The organism is Sphingobacterium sp. JUb56, assembly GCF_014191365.1.
In the GTDB taxonomy this organism is placed as follows: Bacteria; Bacteroidota; Bacteroidia; order Sphingobacteriales; family Sphingobacteriaceae; genus Sphingobacterium; species Sphingobacterium anhuiense.
In genome coordinates this window covers 1,382,467-1,398,334 of record NZ_JACHWL010000001.1, presented here as the reverse complement: position 1 = coordinate 1,398,334, position 15,868 = coordinate 1,382,467, and the positions used below count along the sequence as shown (strand labels likewise).

13 protein-coding genes are annotated in these 15,868 nt (G+C 35.7%); 4 read left to right on the top strand and 9 right to left on the bottom strand.

Annotation, left to right across the window (positions count from 1 at the left end; genetic code table 11):
• Positions 1-4: 4 nt before the first annotated feature.
• The gene (locus FHR29_RS05605; protein WP_183912990.1) at positions 5-3,043 is read left to right on the top strand and encodes an AAA family ATPase; all 3,039 of its coding nucleotides are present in this window, start codon (positions 5-7) and stop codon (positions 3,041-3,043) included.
• An 89-nt stretch (positions 3,044-3,132) separates the two neighbouring features.
• Here the strand turns inward: FHR29_RS05605 and FHR29_RS05600 are convergent, their stop codons facing one another.
• The 6 genes from FHR29_RS05600 to FHR29_RS05575 all read right to left on the bottom strand — a co-directional run bounded on the left by FHR29_RS05600 (position 3,133) and on the right by FHR29_RS05575 (position 7,122).
• Entirely contained in the window at positions 3,133-3,438 is a 306-nt protein-coding gene (locus tag FHR29_RS05600) for a hypothetical protein (protein WP_021190213.1), read from the bottom strand.
• Between the two features lie 64 nt (positions 3,439-3,502).
• A complete protein-coding gene (locus FHR29_RS05595) occupies positions 3,503-4,159 on the bottom strand; it encodes a DUF937 domain-containing protein (RefSeq protein WP_183912988.1) in 657 nt (218 codons plus the stop codon).
• A 129-nt stretch (positions 4,160-4,288) separates the two neighbouring features.
• A complete protein-coding gene (locus FHR29_RS05590) occupies positions 4,289-5,083 on the bottom strand; it encodes a M48 family metallopeptidase (protein WP_132839761.1) in 795 nt (264 codons plus the stop codon).
• A 51-nt stretch (positions 5,084-5,134) separates the two neighbouring features.
• Positions 5,135-5,782, bottom strand: a complete 648-nt coding sequence (plsY, locus tag FHR29_RS05585) for a glycerol-3-phosphate 1-O-acyltransferase PlsY (RefSeq protein ID WP_132768282.1) — start codon at positions 5,780-5,782, stop codon at positions 5,135-5,137.
• 16 nt (positions 5,783-5,798) lie between these two features.
• A complete protein-coding gene (nadC, locus tag FHR29_RS05580; protein ID WP_183912986.1) occupies positions 5,799-6,653 on the bottom strand; it encodes a carboxylating nicotinate-nucleotide diphosphorylase in 855 nt (284 codons plus the stop codon).
• A gap of 67 nt (positions 6,654-6,720) precedes the next feature.
• Complete coding sequence (locus FHR29_RS05575; protein WP_183912984.1) at positions 6,721-7,122, bottom strand: DUF4783 domain-containing protein; 402 nt, start codon at positions 7,120-7,122, stop codon at positions 6,721-6,723.
• 246 nt (positions 7,123-7,368) lie between these two features.
• On the opposite strand from FHR29_RS05575, the gene gpmI reads away from it, so the two are divergent.
• Positions 7,369-8,901, top strand: coding sequence for a 2,3-bisphosphoglycerate-independent phosphoglycerate mutase (gene gpmI, locus FHR29_RS05570; RefSeq protein ID WP_183916541.1), 1,533 nt, complete (start codon positions 7,369-7,371; stop codon positions 8,899-8,901).
• Between the two features lies 1 nt (position 8,902).
• Positions 8,903-9,463 (top strand): hypothetical protein, encoded by a 561-nt coding sequence (locus tag FHR29_RS05565; protein WP_183912981.1) that lies wholly within the window; start codon positions 8,903-8,905, stop codon positions 9,461-9,463.
• A gap of 83 nt (positions 9,464-9,546) precedes the next feature.
• Here FHR29_RS05565 and FHR29_RS05560 read toward each other — a convergent pair whose 3' ends face one another.
• Positions 9,547-10,203 (bottom strand): tetratricopeptide repeat protein, encoded by a 657-nt coding sequence (locus FHR29_RS05560; RefSeq protein WP_232789279.1) that lies wholly within the window; start codon positions 10,201-10,203, stop codon positions 9,547-9,549.
• A gap of 350 nt (positions 10,204-10,553) precedes the next feature.
• Between FHR29_RS05560 and lon the strand changes: the two genes are divergently transcribed.
• Positions 10,554-13,022 (top strand): endopeptidase La, encoded by a 2,469-nt coding sequence (gene lon / locus FHR29_RS05555; protein ID WP_021190219.1) that lies wholly within the window; start codon positions 10,554-10,556, stop codon positions 13,020-13,022.
• Positions 13,023-13,220: 198 nt separating this feature from the next.
• Here the strand turns inward: lon and FHR29_RS05550 are convergent, their stop codons facing one another.
• Both FHR29_RS05550 and FHR29_RS05545 read right to left on the bottom strand, forming a co-directional pair.
• A complete protein-coding gene (locus tag FHR29_RS05550; RefSeq protein WP_021190220.1) occupies positions 13,221-13,367 on the bottom strand; it encodes a hypothetical protein in 147 nt (48 codons plus the stop codon).
• Positions 13,368-13,876: 509 nt separating this feature from the next.
• A complete protein-coding gene (locus tag FHR29_RS05545; RefSeq protein WP_183912979.1) occupies positions 13,877-15,796 on the bottom strand; it encodes an alkaline phosphatase in 1,920 nt (639 codons plus the stop codon).
• Positions 15,797-15,868 lie beyond the last annotated feature (72 nt).

Genomic DNA, 15,868 nt, shown 5'->3' with positions numbered 1-15,868 from the left:
GATTATGTTGCCATTATATCTATCCATAGAAGGGTTATATTCCTATCAATCAAAACAAGAAATAGATTTTACTGCTTTGACAGCGGCCGGTCTTTTCGGGATTTTTGGAAAAGTTGGTTCTGGAAAATCAACGATTCTGGAAGCCATTACTTTTGCCTTATTTGCAAACACAAACCGCTTAAACAGCAACAATAGAGCCTACAATATGATGAACTTAAATTCCAATCAGTTGCGGATTGAGTTTCATTTTATTGGAAAAGAAAACAAAAAGTATGCGTTTGAAGCTTCGTGGCGAAGAAATAGCAAGCAGTTTGAGAAAGTTACGACACCTGTACGAAAAGCTTATGTTTTTGAAGGTGATGAAAAAATACCACTTGAAAGTACCGATGCTGAAACTATATTAGGCATATCTTACAAAAACTTCAACCGTACAGTTATTGTACCTCAGGGGCAATTTAAAGAGTTTCTTGAGCTTAAAGGAGCTGAACGCTCGGGCATGATGAAGGAACTTTTTAATTTAGATCATTATGATCTATTTTATAAAGTCGCTTCTCTAAGTAAGGAAACAGAACTGAAACTCCAAAATATTTCTGGCGCAGTACAAACTTTAGAGGATTACACAGAGGAAAGTATAGCTGACTTGCTTTTACAATTGGAAAATGAACAATTGAAGCTCCAAGAAGTCACAAATACACATCAACAATTAGATCAACAACATCAAAAATTATTTGAAGTTCAACAGTTCCATAAAGAAATAGCTATACAGAAACAAGCTTTTGCTCAATTAAGTGCCGAACAAGGTACAATTGAAAATTTAAAGAAGCAGATTCTGTTATTTCAAAAAGTTGATCGTATTTTTAAGCATGCGCTCGATAATCTCGCAGATCTACAGACAGAGGAGTTCCAGCTAACACAAGATTTTGCTCGAACGAAACATCAATTAAATGCAGTCCATACAGCACTGTTAACAGCAAATAGTGCATATAAGATAGTAGAGCAGGATTTTAATCAACTCGATAATAAAAGAATTGCTGTTGAGGATATGAGAAATATTGTTCATATTTTAAAACTGCAAGTTGATATCAAAAAAGAAGCTGAACGATTAGCTAATGGACAGATTGTGCTGCAAGGTGTTGACCAGCAGATTTTAAATAAACAAACGTTAGTTCAGGAAAAACAGCAAGAAATTACCAATCTTAAAGCAAGCCGTGTTGCAAGTAGTTTATTAATGACTATAAATGATTGGTATTCAAAACAAGAGCAATATATTAAAACGCAACATGATTTAGAAGCAGATTTAAAAATTAAGCGAAAGGATTATCAGGATATCATACTTCAATTCGAAAAGGAAAGCCTCACTCCTACATCCTGGCGAGAGAAACTTACTGAAGATGAGAAGAGTGCATCTATTTTACTGGAAAGAATTCAGTCGGATGAAAATAAAATTCAGGTAAAACAGCAGTTAGCTAACTTTTCTCATGCTTTGACAGCTGGAGAAGCCTGTCCTTTATGTGGTTCCGAGCACCATCCACATATTATGCAAACAGAGGATGTTTCTGAGCAATTGGTTAAACTTAAATCTGAGAAAACTCATGTGCAAGAAACAATACTGCAAATTCAACAGCGTCAACAACGATGCATCCAACTAGATGCAAACCTGATAACATTGCAAAGGGATATAGATAAAAGTGTCGAAAAGTTGAATACGCTAACGATAGAATTAAATCATCACCTGACTCAATTCACGTGGACTAACTTTCAGCACAATGATCGTACAAGTTTCGATCAATGGAAATTGCAGGCTGAATCCATTGAACAGGCCTGTACACTAACAGAATCGACTTTAGCAGCAATTCAAAAGGAATTAGATGATCTAAAGATTAAAAAGGAAAAATACAGTAATGGTTTGAATAGTATTGCTCTTAGTAAATCTACACTTGAAGGACGATTAAGTATTCATGAACAACTGATTAAACGATTAAAATTATCGGAATTCGAACAATTTGAAATATCTGAAATTGAAATATTGATTACACAATCACTTCAATCAATAGACCATATAGAGCAGGAATACAATAGGTTGCTAAATGAAATTAATCAATTCAATATTTCTATAGCATCACTTTCTACAACAAGCAATACGTTAGAAATGCAATTAAAGAATAAGCAATCTAAGATAACATTGCAGCAGAAGCTGCTTGAAGAACTGTTGCAACAGCATGATTTCGTGTCTCTTGACGCTGTAAAAGAAATATTAAAACAGCAATATGATCTTGAAAAAGAAGAATTACGTATCAAACGATTTGAAGAGCATTTTGCTATTGTTAAGGCCAATCTGGTACAATTAGAGCAGAAAATAAATCAGCAAGCTGTTGATATTTCCCAGATTACAAAAATCAGCCAAGATCTGCAATTGGCAAAAGAAGCCAAAGAAATGCTGATAGGTCAATTGCAATCTCTCAAAGATCAAATTCTAATTTCAAAAAAGCGATACGCTGAGAAAGTAGAATTGCAAATTGCTTTCGATAAATTGGCACTTCGGAATAAGAATTTAAGTATTTTATCAAATCTCTTTAAGGGAAATGGTTTTGTTGATTACATTTCAACTCAATACTTAGAGGACCTATGTCATATCGCCAATCATCGTTTTGAAAGACTAACTCGAGGTCATCTGAAACTAATCATCAATAGTGAAAATGATTTTGAAGTAATGGATCATTTAAATGGTGGTAAATCACGATCTGTAAGGACATTATCGGGTGGGCAATTTTTTCAGGCATCTTTATGTTTGGCTCTAGCACTAGCGGAGAGCACGCGTAGTCTCAATCAGAATGAAAAGAATTTCTTTTTCATTGATGAAGGATTTGGAACTCAAGATACTGAATCTGTCAATTTAATTTTTGAAACTTTAAATGCCCTTCATAAAGAAAATCGTATTGTAGGAATTATCTCTCATGTTGATGAATTACAGGAGCGCATCCCTGTTTCAGTTAAAATTGTGAAAGATGAAGATTTAGGAAGCCTGATTCTAAATGACTTTTGAGTGCTAGAACAAGAACACATTACTTATAAAGCGCTGTGATCCTCTATAAATAGAAAGAGAGGCAACACCTCTCTTTCTATTTTACAGCATTAAATGCTCTCTTTGTGGGCAATTTCGAGGTTTATTATCACATCTCTTATATCACCTTCCACAAAGGATAAATTTCCAATGACAAAAACACCTTTATTTGAACCGTTTTTCTCCGTGATTCCATAAACTGTGTTTTCGTCATCCGGATTCGAATCTCCTTCATATCGATAAATATAATCAATCTTATAATTAGATGGATTTGCAATCAAAGAATCCAGTTCAATGTTATAATCTATTGTATACCCCGCTTCTTTCAACTTCTCTAGGGCAACAGTAGCTGAGTCATATTTATTTCTATCTTCCATAATCTTATATCTTGATCTTTAATAAAATAACAATTGGAACAGCAAAGTGTTTTTTATCATCTGGTTATTTTTTGGTAAACATACCAACAATATCATCTATGGCACTACCATCTTTATTCTTATCAAAAAAGTCGGAGATCTTGTCTGTCAATCCTCCTGAAGTAGTTGTGGCTGTTGGTTCATTTTTATCAGCACCGAATATATTCCCGATTATATTCCCTAATCCTCCTCCAGAACCCGTATTGCCACCTAAAAAGCCTCCCAGCAGATCACCTAAAGGATTACTCGTTCCATTTTGCGCGGCATTTGCTTTTTCCTTACCCAAATAACCCATAACAATAGGTGCCAGGGTAGCCAGTACTCCTGTAACCTGAGCCGAACTAAATCCACTTTTCTCCGCTAATCCAGAAGCAACATATTCAGTCTTACTGCCAAAGATGTGCTGCACGATCTTGTTGCCGTCTTCTGTAGGTCCCTGTTCGATTACCTCATCGACATGATCCAATATTTCACCGTTATGTTTTGTGTCTAATGCATTAGCAAAACCTTTAGCCTGACTGGTGTCGTCCTTACTTTGATTATATTTAATTGCTCCCGCGATCAAAGGAACCGCTATTGCTAATATCCAAGTTGCTTTGGTGCTGTCAATTCCCAGCTTTTTGGACAATCCTGCAGCCATTTGATTACCAAGGCCACCTGTGATTAAATCTGTCATTCCCATAATTTCATCTGTTTTAATTGCGTTTAGAAATTCAAAACAATAATTAAGCCAATGAATTGGATTAACCCGAGCTGATTAGCCACAAAAAAAGAGGTTATTAAACCTCTTTTTTTCTAAATTATATAGAAACTATCTTTTATAATACTTTAAAGCTTCTGGAAGCAATTTTTGAATATCACTGATACGTCTTGCATCACTAGGGTGAGTACTTAAAAATTCAGGATTCCCTTTAGACCCGCCACTTGCCATGCGTTCCCAAAATTTAACAGCTTCAGCAGGATTGTAGCCCGCCATTGCCATAATCACTAAACCCATACGATCTGCTTCAGATTCATTCCCACGCGAGTATTTCAATGACGTTAATTGACCGCCAATACCGTATGCGTTATTGATAATCCCGGCATAACTACTCCCTGCAGTTGCAACCCCAATAACACTACCAATTGCTTGTGTAGCATATTGACGAGACATCTGCTCCATAGAGTGACGTGCTATTGCATGGGCAATTTCATGTCCCATTACTGTCGCTAATCCAGTTTCATTCTGCGTAACTGGAAGAATACCTGTGTATATAGCTACTTTTCCACCGGGCATACACCATGCATTGACTTCATCGCTTTGCACCAAATTAAACTCCCAACTGAAATTAAATTGATTTGCAATACCTTGCTGCGTAAGGTATTGATTAACGGCTATCGCCAGTTTATTACCAACTTTTTTAACTAAAGTTGCCTGACTTGTACCTGTAATTACTTTTGTTTTTGAGGAATTTAAAAATTGTTTGTAAGAAGAAGCCGCTTGTTCCTGAATTTCACTATCACTCACCAAACTCAACTGCTTACGTCCAGTAATCGGCACAGTCGAGCAGGATGCTAAAGTAGCTCCAATCAGGAACATACTTGTATATTTAAAAACCTTTTTCATATTTTAAATGTTAAACACTGCATTAGATTGTACCCAACGCAATTCCTATGCCTAAATTTTCTTCTTTTTATTCTTGAAAAGATAAACTTTAGATTCGTGTCCCTTTAAGAGGCGTTCGATATTCTTTTGATGGGTAATCAATATCAATGCGCAGATCGCGATGCCATATAATAGAACTGAAGGAATAGATGTTTTAAATAAGAAGGCTATGCTAAAAGGAAAGGTAAAACCTGCCATTATTGAACTTAATGATACATAATGCGTTGTCAACAAGATTACAATAAAGACCGTAACGCAAAGTAATGCGGCGGGAGCATGAATTGCGAGGATCATGCCAAAGAGTGTTGCCACTCCCTTGCCTCCTCTAAAGCCAGCAAAGACAGGAAATAGATGTCCTAAAACAGCAATAACACCAAGTGCCAATTGATAGTTAACAAATTGGACATTACTGGTACTTTGCCCCGCTTCTATTAAATAAGCTAGATTTGTAGACGTGAACCCTTTAAAGATATCGACGAACATCACCACAGCACCTGCTTTTGGTCCCAAAACGCGAAAGGTGTTGGTTGCACCGGCATTACCACTTCCATACTCTCTAACGTCAACGCCATAAAATGCCTGTCCAAACCATACCGCAGTTGGGATTGAACCAAATAAATAAGCTAGTACTACTGCACTTACTAAATAAATAGAAATCATTAATTATTGTTAAATCCTAAACTAATTTGGCCTTTAAGCTTAAATCCAAACTTTTTACAGAATGCGTCAATGCTCCAACCGAGATAAAATCTACTCCGGCTGCTGCATATGCTTGAAGTGTGTCTTCTGTAATTCCTCCAGAAGCCTCAGTGACAAATCTTTCTGCAATAATATCGACAGCTTTCTTCACATCTGAGGGACTAAAATTGTCTAACATGATGCGGTCGACCTTACCAAAGGTAATAACTTCAGCTAGCTCCTCAAAATTTCTAACCTCAATTTCAATCTCAATATGCTTATTTAAGGTGTCTCTGTAGGCATTTGCGCGAGTTAAAGCCTGCGTGATACCTCCACTGTAATCAACATGATTATCTTTAATTAAAATCATGTCATACAAGCCAAAACGATGATTGGTTCCCCCTCCGATCTTTACCGCTTCTTTCTCTAACAAACGTAACAAGGGAGTTGTTTTGCGCGTATCTAATATTTTCGTTTTTGTTCCGGCTAATAATTTCGCATATCGGTTTGTGGTTGTCGCAATCCCGCTCATGCGTTGCATCACGTTTAAGATCAAGCGTTCGGCTATTAGGATACTATGGATTTTTCCTTTCAGGATTAAGGCTATATCACCAATTTTTACACTCGCTCCATCATGAATTAGCACATCATGAGCAAGTGTAGGATCTATTTGATTGATAATTTCTAATGCAATCTCTACCCCAGCAAGTATACCTTCTTCTTTAACAATTAATTTAGCCTCTCCAGCTTTGTCTTTAGGAATCGTTGAAAGTGTTGTATGATCACCATCTCCGACATCTTCTAGAATTGCCTGTTGAACGAATTTTTTAATATATTCTTTTTTTTCCATCATGAGTCCTCACAAAATATGTAGCGAAGATGGAAATTTAAATTTTATTCAAGAAAATAATTTGGAATTATTATTTAGAAGCCTGTTTTTCAACTCTAAATTCTTCTATAGTTTGTGTAGATTTTGCCGAACTTATCTTCACAAAAACTCGAAACAGATTTTTATTACTGGTAAGTTGATATACGTAATAACTGTAATTGGTTTTATTTGTAATTTTCTGTATTAATTTTACTGCACCTGGTTTGTTTTTAGAGAAAAATGACTCTAACAACATTTCAGCCTGAAATTTGGAATATTGGCCATCCTCACTTAAGATTGATAACGTTACATTTGTCGCAAAATGCCGTGCTATATTTTTGGCATTCCCTGCTTTCAATTGCAGCATTAAAGCATCGTTAATATCAGAAATAAATAAAGAAGATTCATACCTTGGTAAGCTGTTCTTGTCAATATTATTCGCTGATATGCGCATAGTTATACACATAAAAAGACTTATAAAAAATAGGATCTTTTTCATTAATTATAGAAATTAAACTCTGTGTAGTTCAAGAACTTACCCAATAGTTATTGTGTTAAAGACTAGCTTTGTGATTTGGTAGATGATTCACATAAACAATGCCAAATTTATATAAATTTTACATTAAACAAACTTTAATTCTTCATTACATTCCTCATAATCTTGAATTATCAGTTGTTTTAAATTATATTTGCTTATATAATTATGGAAAAAAAAGTAGCACTATTAATCCTAGACGGATTAGGATACGGAAAAGAAGATCAATCTGACGCAGCATTTGCGGCAAATACTCCTTACTTGGATTATTTGAAGGCGAACTACCCCAATTCAAAACTAGTAGCTTCTGGTGAAGCTGTTGGTTTACCTGAAGGTCAAATGGGTAACTCTGAAGTTGGACATATGAATTTGGGCGCAGGACGTGTGGTTTATCAAGAATTAGGCCGCATTCATAAAGCTGTTCGTGATGGTATTTTTAATACGGACATCACTATTCAAGACTCCTTTAAATATGCTTTAGCAAATAATAAGAAGGTTCATTTTATCGGTTTATTGTCCGATGGTGGCGTTCATGCACATACAAGTCATTTACGTGGTCTATGTGATGCTGCAAAACATGCTGGTTTAACTTCAGATCAGGTATTTATACATGCTTTTCTTGATGGACGCGATACAGATCCAAATTCTGGATTAAACTATGTGAAAGAATTGCAAGATTTCCTACCTCAGTCTGTCGGTACTCTTGCGTCAGCAATCGGTCGTTATTATGCAATGGACCGCGACAATCGCTGGGAGCGTGTAAAACTTGCGTATGATTTGATGGTACATGGTACTGGGACTGAAACTAAAGATTTACAAAACGCTATACAAGAATCATATAATCAAAACATTACAGATGAATTTGTGCAACCGCTTGTCTTAACTAATGCTGCAAATCAACCTGTTGCCACAATTCAAGATGGAGATGTCGTAATCTGTTTTAATTTCCGAACAGACCGAGGACGCGAGATTACTATTGCTTTAACGCAAAAGGCGTTTCCAGAGTACGACCTGAAACCATTGGATCTTTATTATATTACGATGACGTCATATGACGAGACATTTAAAAATGTTAAAGTCATCTTCCATAAAGACAATTTAAATAATACTTTAGGTGAAGTTTTAGCTACTCATCATAAAACACAGGTACGTATCGCAGAAACTGAAAAATATCCACATGTCACATTTTTCTTTTCTGGAGGACGTGAACAGGAGTTTGATGGAGAACACCGTTTGTTGGTACCATCTCCTAAAGTTGCGACTTACGATTTACAGCCAGAAATGTCTGCACAAGGCATTACTGATGCTATTATAAAAGATATTGAAGAAGCGCAACCAGATTTTATCTGTCTGAATTTTGCAAACCCAGATATGGTCGGACATACAGGTGTATTTGACGCGGTAGTAAAAGCGGTTGAAACAGTAGACAATTGTACTAAACAAGTTGTTGAAAAGGGTTTACAATACGGATATTCATTTATCATCATTGCTGATCATGGTAATTCCGAATTTATGGTCAATGCTGATGGATCAGTTAACACTGCTCATACAACAAATCTTGTTCCATGTATTTTGATCGATAAGGATTATAAAAGCATTAAGGATGGTAAATTGGGTGATATAGCGCCTACTGTATTGAAATTACTAAAAGTTGAGATCCCTGCCGAAATGGATGGCGAGGTATTGATTCAAGACTAATATGAAAAATAAACGTATAGGTAACGCACTCTCTTTATTAATTATAGGGGGTGCGCTCCTACTATCGTCCTGTCAAAACGACAAAACGGTGCAAAAGCAAGTAAAAGGATCAACTCTTTCTCTGGATTCATTTTTTAATTCTGAAATTGAAAAGTTAACAAAATTGAATCCAACGGTTGAAAAAACGGTCATTAAAGACTCCGATGAGGAAGTGAAATCTTTGAAGATCCCAAACTGGCAAAATGAACTAAGTGGATTTATAGCTGCTGATATTACAAAAAATGCTGATGCCAGTTTGTATAATTTTAGAGAAGAAGATTGTAAAACAATTTATCAGGCCAAAGATCCCGGATTAGCGATTCAGTATCTCGCTGTGGAGCATGATTTAAAAGGTAAGATTAGACAGGTTGTCATTGAAAGAAAAGTAGACAATAGCTTATATTCGAGTGAAGAAAAACTGACGTATGATGTTGACTCTATTTATAAAATTGAAAAAAATCAGGATATTCTGATATTGGGAAAAAGTCATTATAAAATTCTAGGAAAGTTTCTGAATCACTAAAATTTAGAAACCTCTCCTACATCTCAAGTAATTAAACAAAAAAACACCATATCGCGATATGGTGTTTTTTTGTTTTTGAAAGATTACTTCAAGTTATCTCTGTAAATTTTAGCTTTTTTGATTTCTGTTTGAATGTCTTTACGAGAAGCATCAAAAGTTAAAACTTTTTCAAAATCTTTTACTGCGTTGTTATAAGCATCAGTTGCAACTGCTTTATTGTAATTCGCAACTCCGGAAGTTCCAACTAAAATACCATAGTCACGGAAAGCTAGCGCTCTATTTTGATAAAGCTTCACATCACTTGCATTTAATGCAATCGCTTTAGAATAATCTTCGATAGCAGATTTTAATAATGCTTCACGAGCAGAACTGCTCAATTTTGTAGATGTTTGAGTCGCTAAATTATTATTTGCTTTTCCTTTAAAATAGTAACCGTTTGCATTTTTACTGTCCAAAGCAACTACTTTTCCGAAAGACTCTGCTGCCTTTTTAAATTCGCCATTCTGAAATTGAGAGTAACCTAACATATATAATACATCTGGATCTTTACTTTCCACTGGCAAAGACTTTTCTAAGTAAATTGCTGCTTTTTTGAAGTCACCATCCAATAGTGCTTTTTGACCTAAACGAACATTTGGATTCGAATGCTCTTCTTGTTTTGCTGTCTGTGCAAAAGATGAAAGTGACATCAAGGCAAATGCACCAGTAAATAAGCCTAATTTAATCGATTTAAGAGTCATATTTATTTAATTACGTTTCAATTTAAAGTATTTAATTCATATTCAACCGCTTAGTTTGTGTTGTTGAAATTCCGTTTTACTTGACTTCAACATACAACGCTAAATGCGTATTCAATATTACAATTATTATGCCTATTTACACAATAATAAATTGAATAATGTGACAAAATTCACATGTCAGACTGTCTTTTTTTCTTAAAGCACTGCATTAATGGATCATTCGTTTTCAAATAATAGGTTGGCATCTTACTTGCAATACCCTACATTCACAAATTTAAAATAACTTTTTATCAGAATTACGACATGTTGTCATAAACTGACATAAAAATATTAATATACCTTAACATAATATGAGCAAATTCGAAACATTTGATTTCAATCAGGCGATTCCCATAATATCTGAAGATACCGAATTCTTTCCATTATTAAGTCAACAAGATGAAGATGACATGCGCAATGCAGAGATTCCGGAGTCACTATCGATTTTGTCTTTACGCAATACAGTTTTATTTCCTGGAGTAGTTATTCCAATTACTGTGGGTCGGGATAAATCCATCAAATTAGTTAAAGACGCTTACCAAGGAGATAAAACAATAGGTGTTGTAGCTCAAAAGGATATGTCTATGGAAGATCCTACTATTGATGAGCTTTATCAAGTCGGAACTGTAGCACACATCATCAAAGTTTTACAGATGCCTGATGGTAATACAACGGTGATTTTACAAGGTAAGCAACGTTTTAAATTGCTTGAAGCTGTTCAGACCGAACCTTATCTAAAAGCTAACGTTGAGAAATATAAGGAAGAGAAACCGAAGTCGACTAAGGAATTTAAAGCCTTAATAGCGACTTTAAAAGAGATGGCTCTTCAAATTATTCAACTATCGCCGAACCTACCAAGCGAGGCAGGTATTGCCATTAAGAATATCGAGAGTCCGACTTTCCTTATTAACTTTATTTCTTCTAATATCAATGTTGATTTAATTCAGAAACAACAGTTATTGGAATTATTAAATGCTGATGAGAAGGCTCGCCTTTTATTAGAGTTATTAACTTCTGAAATTCAAATTTTAGAACTTAAAAACCAGATTCAAAATAAAGTAAGAATAGATTTAGATAAACAACAACGCGATTATTTCTTAAATCAACAGTTAAAGACGATTCAAGAAGAATTGGGCGGAAACACTCCCGATTTAGAGATTATCGAATTGAAAAAAAGAGCATCAAAGAAAAAGTGGAATGAAGTTGTTGCTAAGCATTTCGATAAAGAAATTGAAAAATTAGCACGAATCAATCCTGCAGCCGCAGATTATTCTGTTCAGATCAATTATTTAGAATTATTACTTGACCTTCCTTGGAATGAGTTTACAAAAGATAATTTTGACCTGAATAGAGCACAAAAAGTACTGGATAAAGACCATTATGGGTTGGATAAAGTTAAGCAACGTATTATTGAGTATTTGGCCGTATTGAAATTGAAAAACAATATGAAGGCTCCTATTTTATGTTTAGTAGGCCCTCCGGGAGTCGGTAAAACATCATTAGGGAAATCTATTGCAAAAGCATTAGGCCGTAAGTATACTAGAATGGCCTTAGGTGGTGTGCGTGATGAAGCAGAAATCAGGGGTCACCGAAAGACGTATATTGGTGCAATGCCAGGTCGTATCATTCAATCTTTGAAAAAAGCAGGTGCAGCGAACCCTGTATTTGTATTGGATGAAATTGATAAGATGAGTGCTGACTTTAAAGGAGATCCATCTTCTGCCCTATTAGAAGTTTTAGATCCGGAGCAAAATACGAGTTTCTATGATCATTATGTTGAGATGGAGTACGATTTATCTAAGGTCATGTTTATCGCTACAGCTAACTCCTTAAATAATATACAACCAGCGCTCTTGGATCGTATGGAGATTATTGAAGTTAATGGTTATACGATCGAAGAAAAAATTGAAATTGCCAAGAAACACCTTATTCCGAAACAGCGTGAAGCACACGGATTAACAGCAAAGGATATTTCGTTGAAATCTAAAATTATTGAGAAAATAATTGAAGAATATACGCGAGAATCTGGTGTACGTGGTTTAGAGAAAAAAATAGGTTCTACTGTCCGTGGTATTGCAACTCGCATTGTTATGGAAAAAGAATACAATGTCAATATTAATGATAAGGATCTTGTAGAGATTTTAGGTGCTCCTATTTTTGATAAAGATAGTTATGAAAATAATGAAGTTGCTGGTGTTGTTACAGGGTTAGCCTGGACTTCTGTCGGTGGCGATATATTGTTTATAGAGTCAAGTTTGAGCCCAGGTAAAGGAAAAATGAGCTTAACAGGTAACTTGGGCGACGTGATGAAGGAATCAGCTTCCATTGCAATGGCTTATCTACGTTCGCATGCTGAAGAATTTGACATTGATTACCGCGTTTTCGATCATTGGGATGTACATATTCACGTTCCAGCAGGAGCTACACCGAAAGACGGGCCTTCGGCAGGTGTAACCATGTTGACGGCATTAACTTCCCTATTTACACAGCGTAAGGTTAAAGAAAACTTAGCAATGACAGGTGAGATTACTTTACGTGGAAAAGTTCTTCCTGTTGGCGGTATTAAGGAGAAGATTCTGGCAGCTAAGCGAGCGAATATCAAAGAGATTATTTTATGTAAATCTAATCAAAAAGATATTGAAGAGATCAAAGAGAGTTATATCAAAGATATGAAGTTTCACTATGTGACGGAAATGGCTGATGTCATTGCGCTCGGATTATTGGATAAAAAAGTCAAGCACGCAAAAGATCTGACTAAAGGATTAGAGCCAAAGAAATAGTCAAAATTTTTCTAAAAATTAAAAGCCGCTATAAATAAATTTTTATAGCGGCTTTTACATGTAGACACATGAGCAACTCTGACTAGACGTCGACATACCTGAAATAATTAAATAAAAGATTGGAAAGGTCTATAAACACAAAATGCTTTCCGTTAGGAAAAGCAAGTGTCTAATTTGTGATTTTAAAAGCGTTGAGAATTATTTCTCAAGCTTGTCATTTTCTTTTTTCAATGCTACGGGACGATCTTCTTTGATTTCCGTTTCCATAAAACCCCAGTTAGTCATGTAATACATGTATGGGTTTTGTTCAATTTTTGATTTTCTTGTTCTTTCTCTTTTTATCATATATATATTGTTTTGATTACTTCATATCATTCAAATATCGAGCCAAACTCTCCTAAATACTGTTTATTAGTAATTATGAGTGTTCCTGCTGTTCTTTTGTAAGGATCACACTTAACACTTACAAATTGTAAATACTCGAAATGATACCGCTTATTTTCAAGGCTAGAATAAGTGCTGTTTAAATATTAGTTTTGACTTCTTTAATACCCAAAAGTTTAATTGACAATTAAAGACAGCTATTATATACTATGATTTTTAATGATTTACAGCAACTATTCATGAAGGTGGATGTGCAAGATTGTATTCTTTAGGGGGAATCTTATTTCTACAATCATCAGAAGATGTAGATAAATGCTCAAGAATATACGCTTATGGTGAAGGTATCATAATGAAGAGATAATTTTTAAAAAATTTACACTAGTATCAGATTTTTTTAGATAATAAACCGGGCATTTAATAAGAATGAAATGCCCAGTTTATTATATACAAGCTTATTTTTGATAATTCAACTACTGCTGTATTGCGCCTAAGACTTGAGCAATTTTTTTGAAAAGTTCGGTATTCTGATAATAACCCAAAAAGTTTTGAGCCCCGGGGCCATATGCCATTACAGGCACCATCATCGCACTGTGATCATTAGACGCAAAGCTGGCTTGTATACTGCCTGTTTTTACATCAGCATCTAATAAAGATAATGCGCCAGTTTCATGGTCTGCTGTTACCACTACAAGTGTCTCACCATTCTGATCAGCATAACGAAGTGCTTCGCCGACTGCCTGATCAAAATCCAAAGCTTCTGTTACCACATAGTTTAAATCTCGCGCATGGCCACCATAGTCAATCTGAGCCCCCTCGGCCATAATAAAGAATCCACTTCCCATTCCATGAAGTTTGCTGATGCTCGTTGCGAGCAATTCTTTTAAAATAGTACCTCTACCATCTTTGACAGCTACCATATCTTGTTCATTAAAATAAGCTACTGTTTTCTCTGATTTGGCGTTTTTTAATCCGGTTAGGTTATCAACAACTTGATATCCGGCTTGATTTAATTTTTTTTCCAATTCATATTTTCTTTCTTTTTCCCGATAAGGTCCAGGTAGTTCACCTGCCAATATTTTAACATCCTTATTCTCGATGAGCGCTTCTGTAATTGCAATGGATGCATTTCGGTCTATATTTGACGCATAAAATGCTGCGGGAGTCGCATCCGAGGCATCCCCTGTGGATAGTATTCCGCTTACCTTTCCAATTCTTGCTAATAGTTCAGGTAATCTCAGTAACCTATTACCAGATGTGTCTACGCTTATCGTACCGTTATATGATTTATGCCCGGTAGCAATTGCTGATCCCCCAGCTCCTGAATCTGTATTACCTGGACTGGCTGATGTTGTTAAAGAGAACCCTACATGTTTCATCTGAGCCATATGCAACTGACCACGGTTGGCAACCATAGCAGCTTGAATATGACCTAATCCCATACCGTCTCCTATTAACAGAATCACATTTCTAACTGTACCCTTACTCCCATCTTTTGCAAAATTAGGTTGATACACAGCGTATGGTTTATTTGCCGTAAAACGTGAACTCTCCAAATCATTTAAATAAGCTTTTAGTACATCAGGATGATCTGTATTTAACCAGGTAACGCCCATTTTTTCTAATACTATCCACGTATTGACACTTTCAGGTGCACCCCAGAGACGAAATGGTTTACCCCATTTTCGTGCCTTTGCTCCTTGCTGTTCAATTTTCATTTGCTCTTGCTTCGTTGGCACCCCCTTCCCGTTCCATTGCGTATAGTTTCGTAAATTATCGCTCATCATAGCTAACCGTTGCAGTTGCTGGCTGGTGTATGTGTTTTCAAATCTACCGTCAAAGGATATGTAGTCTGGATAGTTTTTAAAGAGAGCAGGTGACGGCATATTGCCACTGATGACAATTTGAATAGCATGTTTATTTTGTTTGGGATCTACTAGGTAACGATAAGGTGCTAACAGGTTTACTAATTTTGGCATCATAATCTGAAAATCTTCTTTCAAATCTAAAACCAGCTGTAAGTTTTTACTGCTGTCAGCAAAGGGATGTTGCTTATTTTGTTTAAATAAGTTTGCCAAAGGCTTTATATATAGATTTTCCAAGGTTCGCCCTGTTTTGATATCTTTAGCCTCATGCGCAACATATAAGGTATCACCTCGTAGGAATAGGTCTGCTTCAATGGATTCCATTCCCGCATAATAAGCACGTAACATGGGAATATCCTGTTCATAATCATTATGACTATGACCACGGACCCGAAGTGCATGGTGCTGCTGATGCGTATTATACATGAGTTTATCAAAACGATTAACAGTTGTAGCTGTTTCCTGTGCATCAAGTCTGACCATTATCCCAACTAAGGGCAGTATTAATAATAACTTAGCAAATTTCATTTTCATTCTTTCTATTGGACAAAAAACGACAGACCTGATCGCTCTTTCGCATCTTTCTAGCCTGCCGTCTTT

Excerpts from the sequence above, each read along its gene's own strand:
- FHR29_RS05605 (WP_183912990.1), top strand. The coding sequence starts at position 5 with ATGTTGCCATTATATCTATCCATAGAAGGGTTATATTCCTATCAATCA.
- FHR29_RS05600 (WP_021190213.1), bottom strand. The coding sequence starts at position 3,438 with ATGGAAGATAGAAATAAATATGACTCAGCTACTGTTGCCCTAGAGAAG.
- FHR29_RS05595 (WP_183912988.1), bottom strand. The coding sequence starts at position 4,159 with ATGGGAATGACAGATTTAATCACAGGTGGCCTTGGTAATCAAATGGCT.
- FHR29_RS05590 (WP_132839761.1), bottom strand. The coding sequence starts at position 5,083 with ATGAAAAAGGTTTTTAAATATACAAGTATGTTCCTGATTGGAGCTACT.
- plsY (WP_132768282.1), bottom strand. The coding sequence starts at position 5,782 with ATGATTTCTATTTATTTAGTAAGTGCAGTAGTACTAGCTTATTTATTT.
- nadC (WP_183912986.1), bottom strand. The coding sequence starts at position 6,653 with ATGATGGAAAAAAAAGAATATATTAAAAAATTCGTTCAACAGGCAATT.
- FHR29_RS05575 (WP_183912984.1), bottom strand. The coding sequence starts at position 7,122 with ATGCGCATATCAGCGAATAATATTGACAAGAACAGCTTACCAAGGTAT.
- FHR29_RS05565 (WP_183912981.1), top strand. The coding sequence starts at position 8,903 with ATGAAAAATAAACGTATAGGTAACGCACTCTCTTTATTAATTATAGGG.
- FHR29_RS05560 (WP_232789279.1), bottom strand. The coding sequence starts at position 10,203 with ATGACTCTTAAATCGATTAAATTAGGCTTATTTACTGGTGCATTTGCC.
- lon (WP_021190219.1), top strand. The coding sequence starts at position 10,554 with ATGAGCAAATTCGAAACATTTGATTTCAATCAGGCGATTCCCATAATA.
- FHR29_RS05550 (WP_021190220.1), bottom strand. The coding sequence starts at position 13,367 with ATGATAAAAAGAGAAAGAACAAGAAAATCAAAAATTGAACAAAACCCA.
- FHR29_RS05545 (WP_183912979.1), bottom strand. The coding sequence starts at position 15,796 with ATGAAATTTGCTAAGTTATTATTAATACTGCCCTTAGTTGGGATAATG.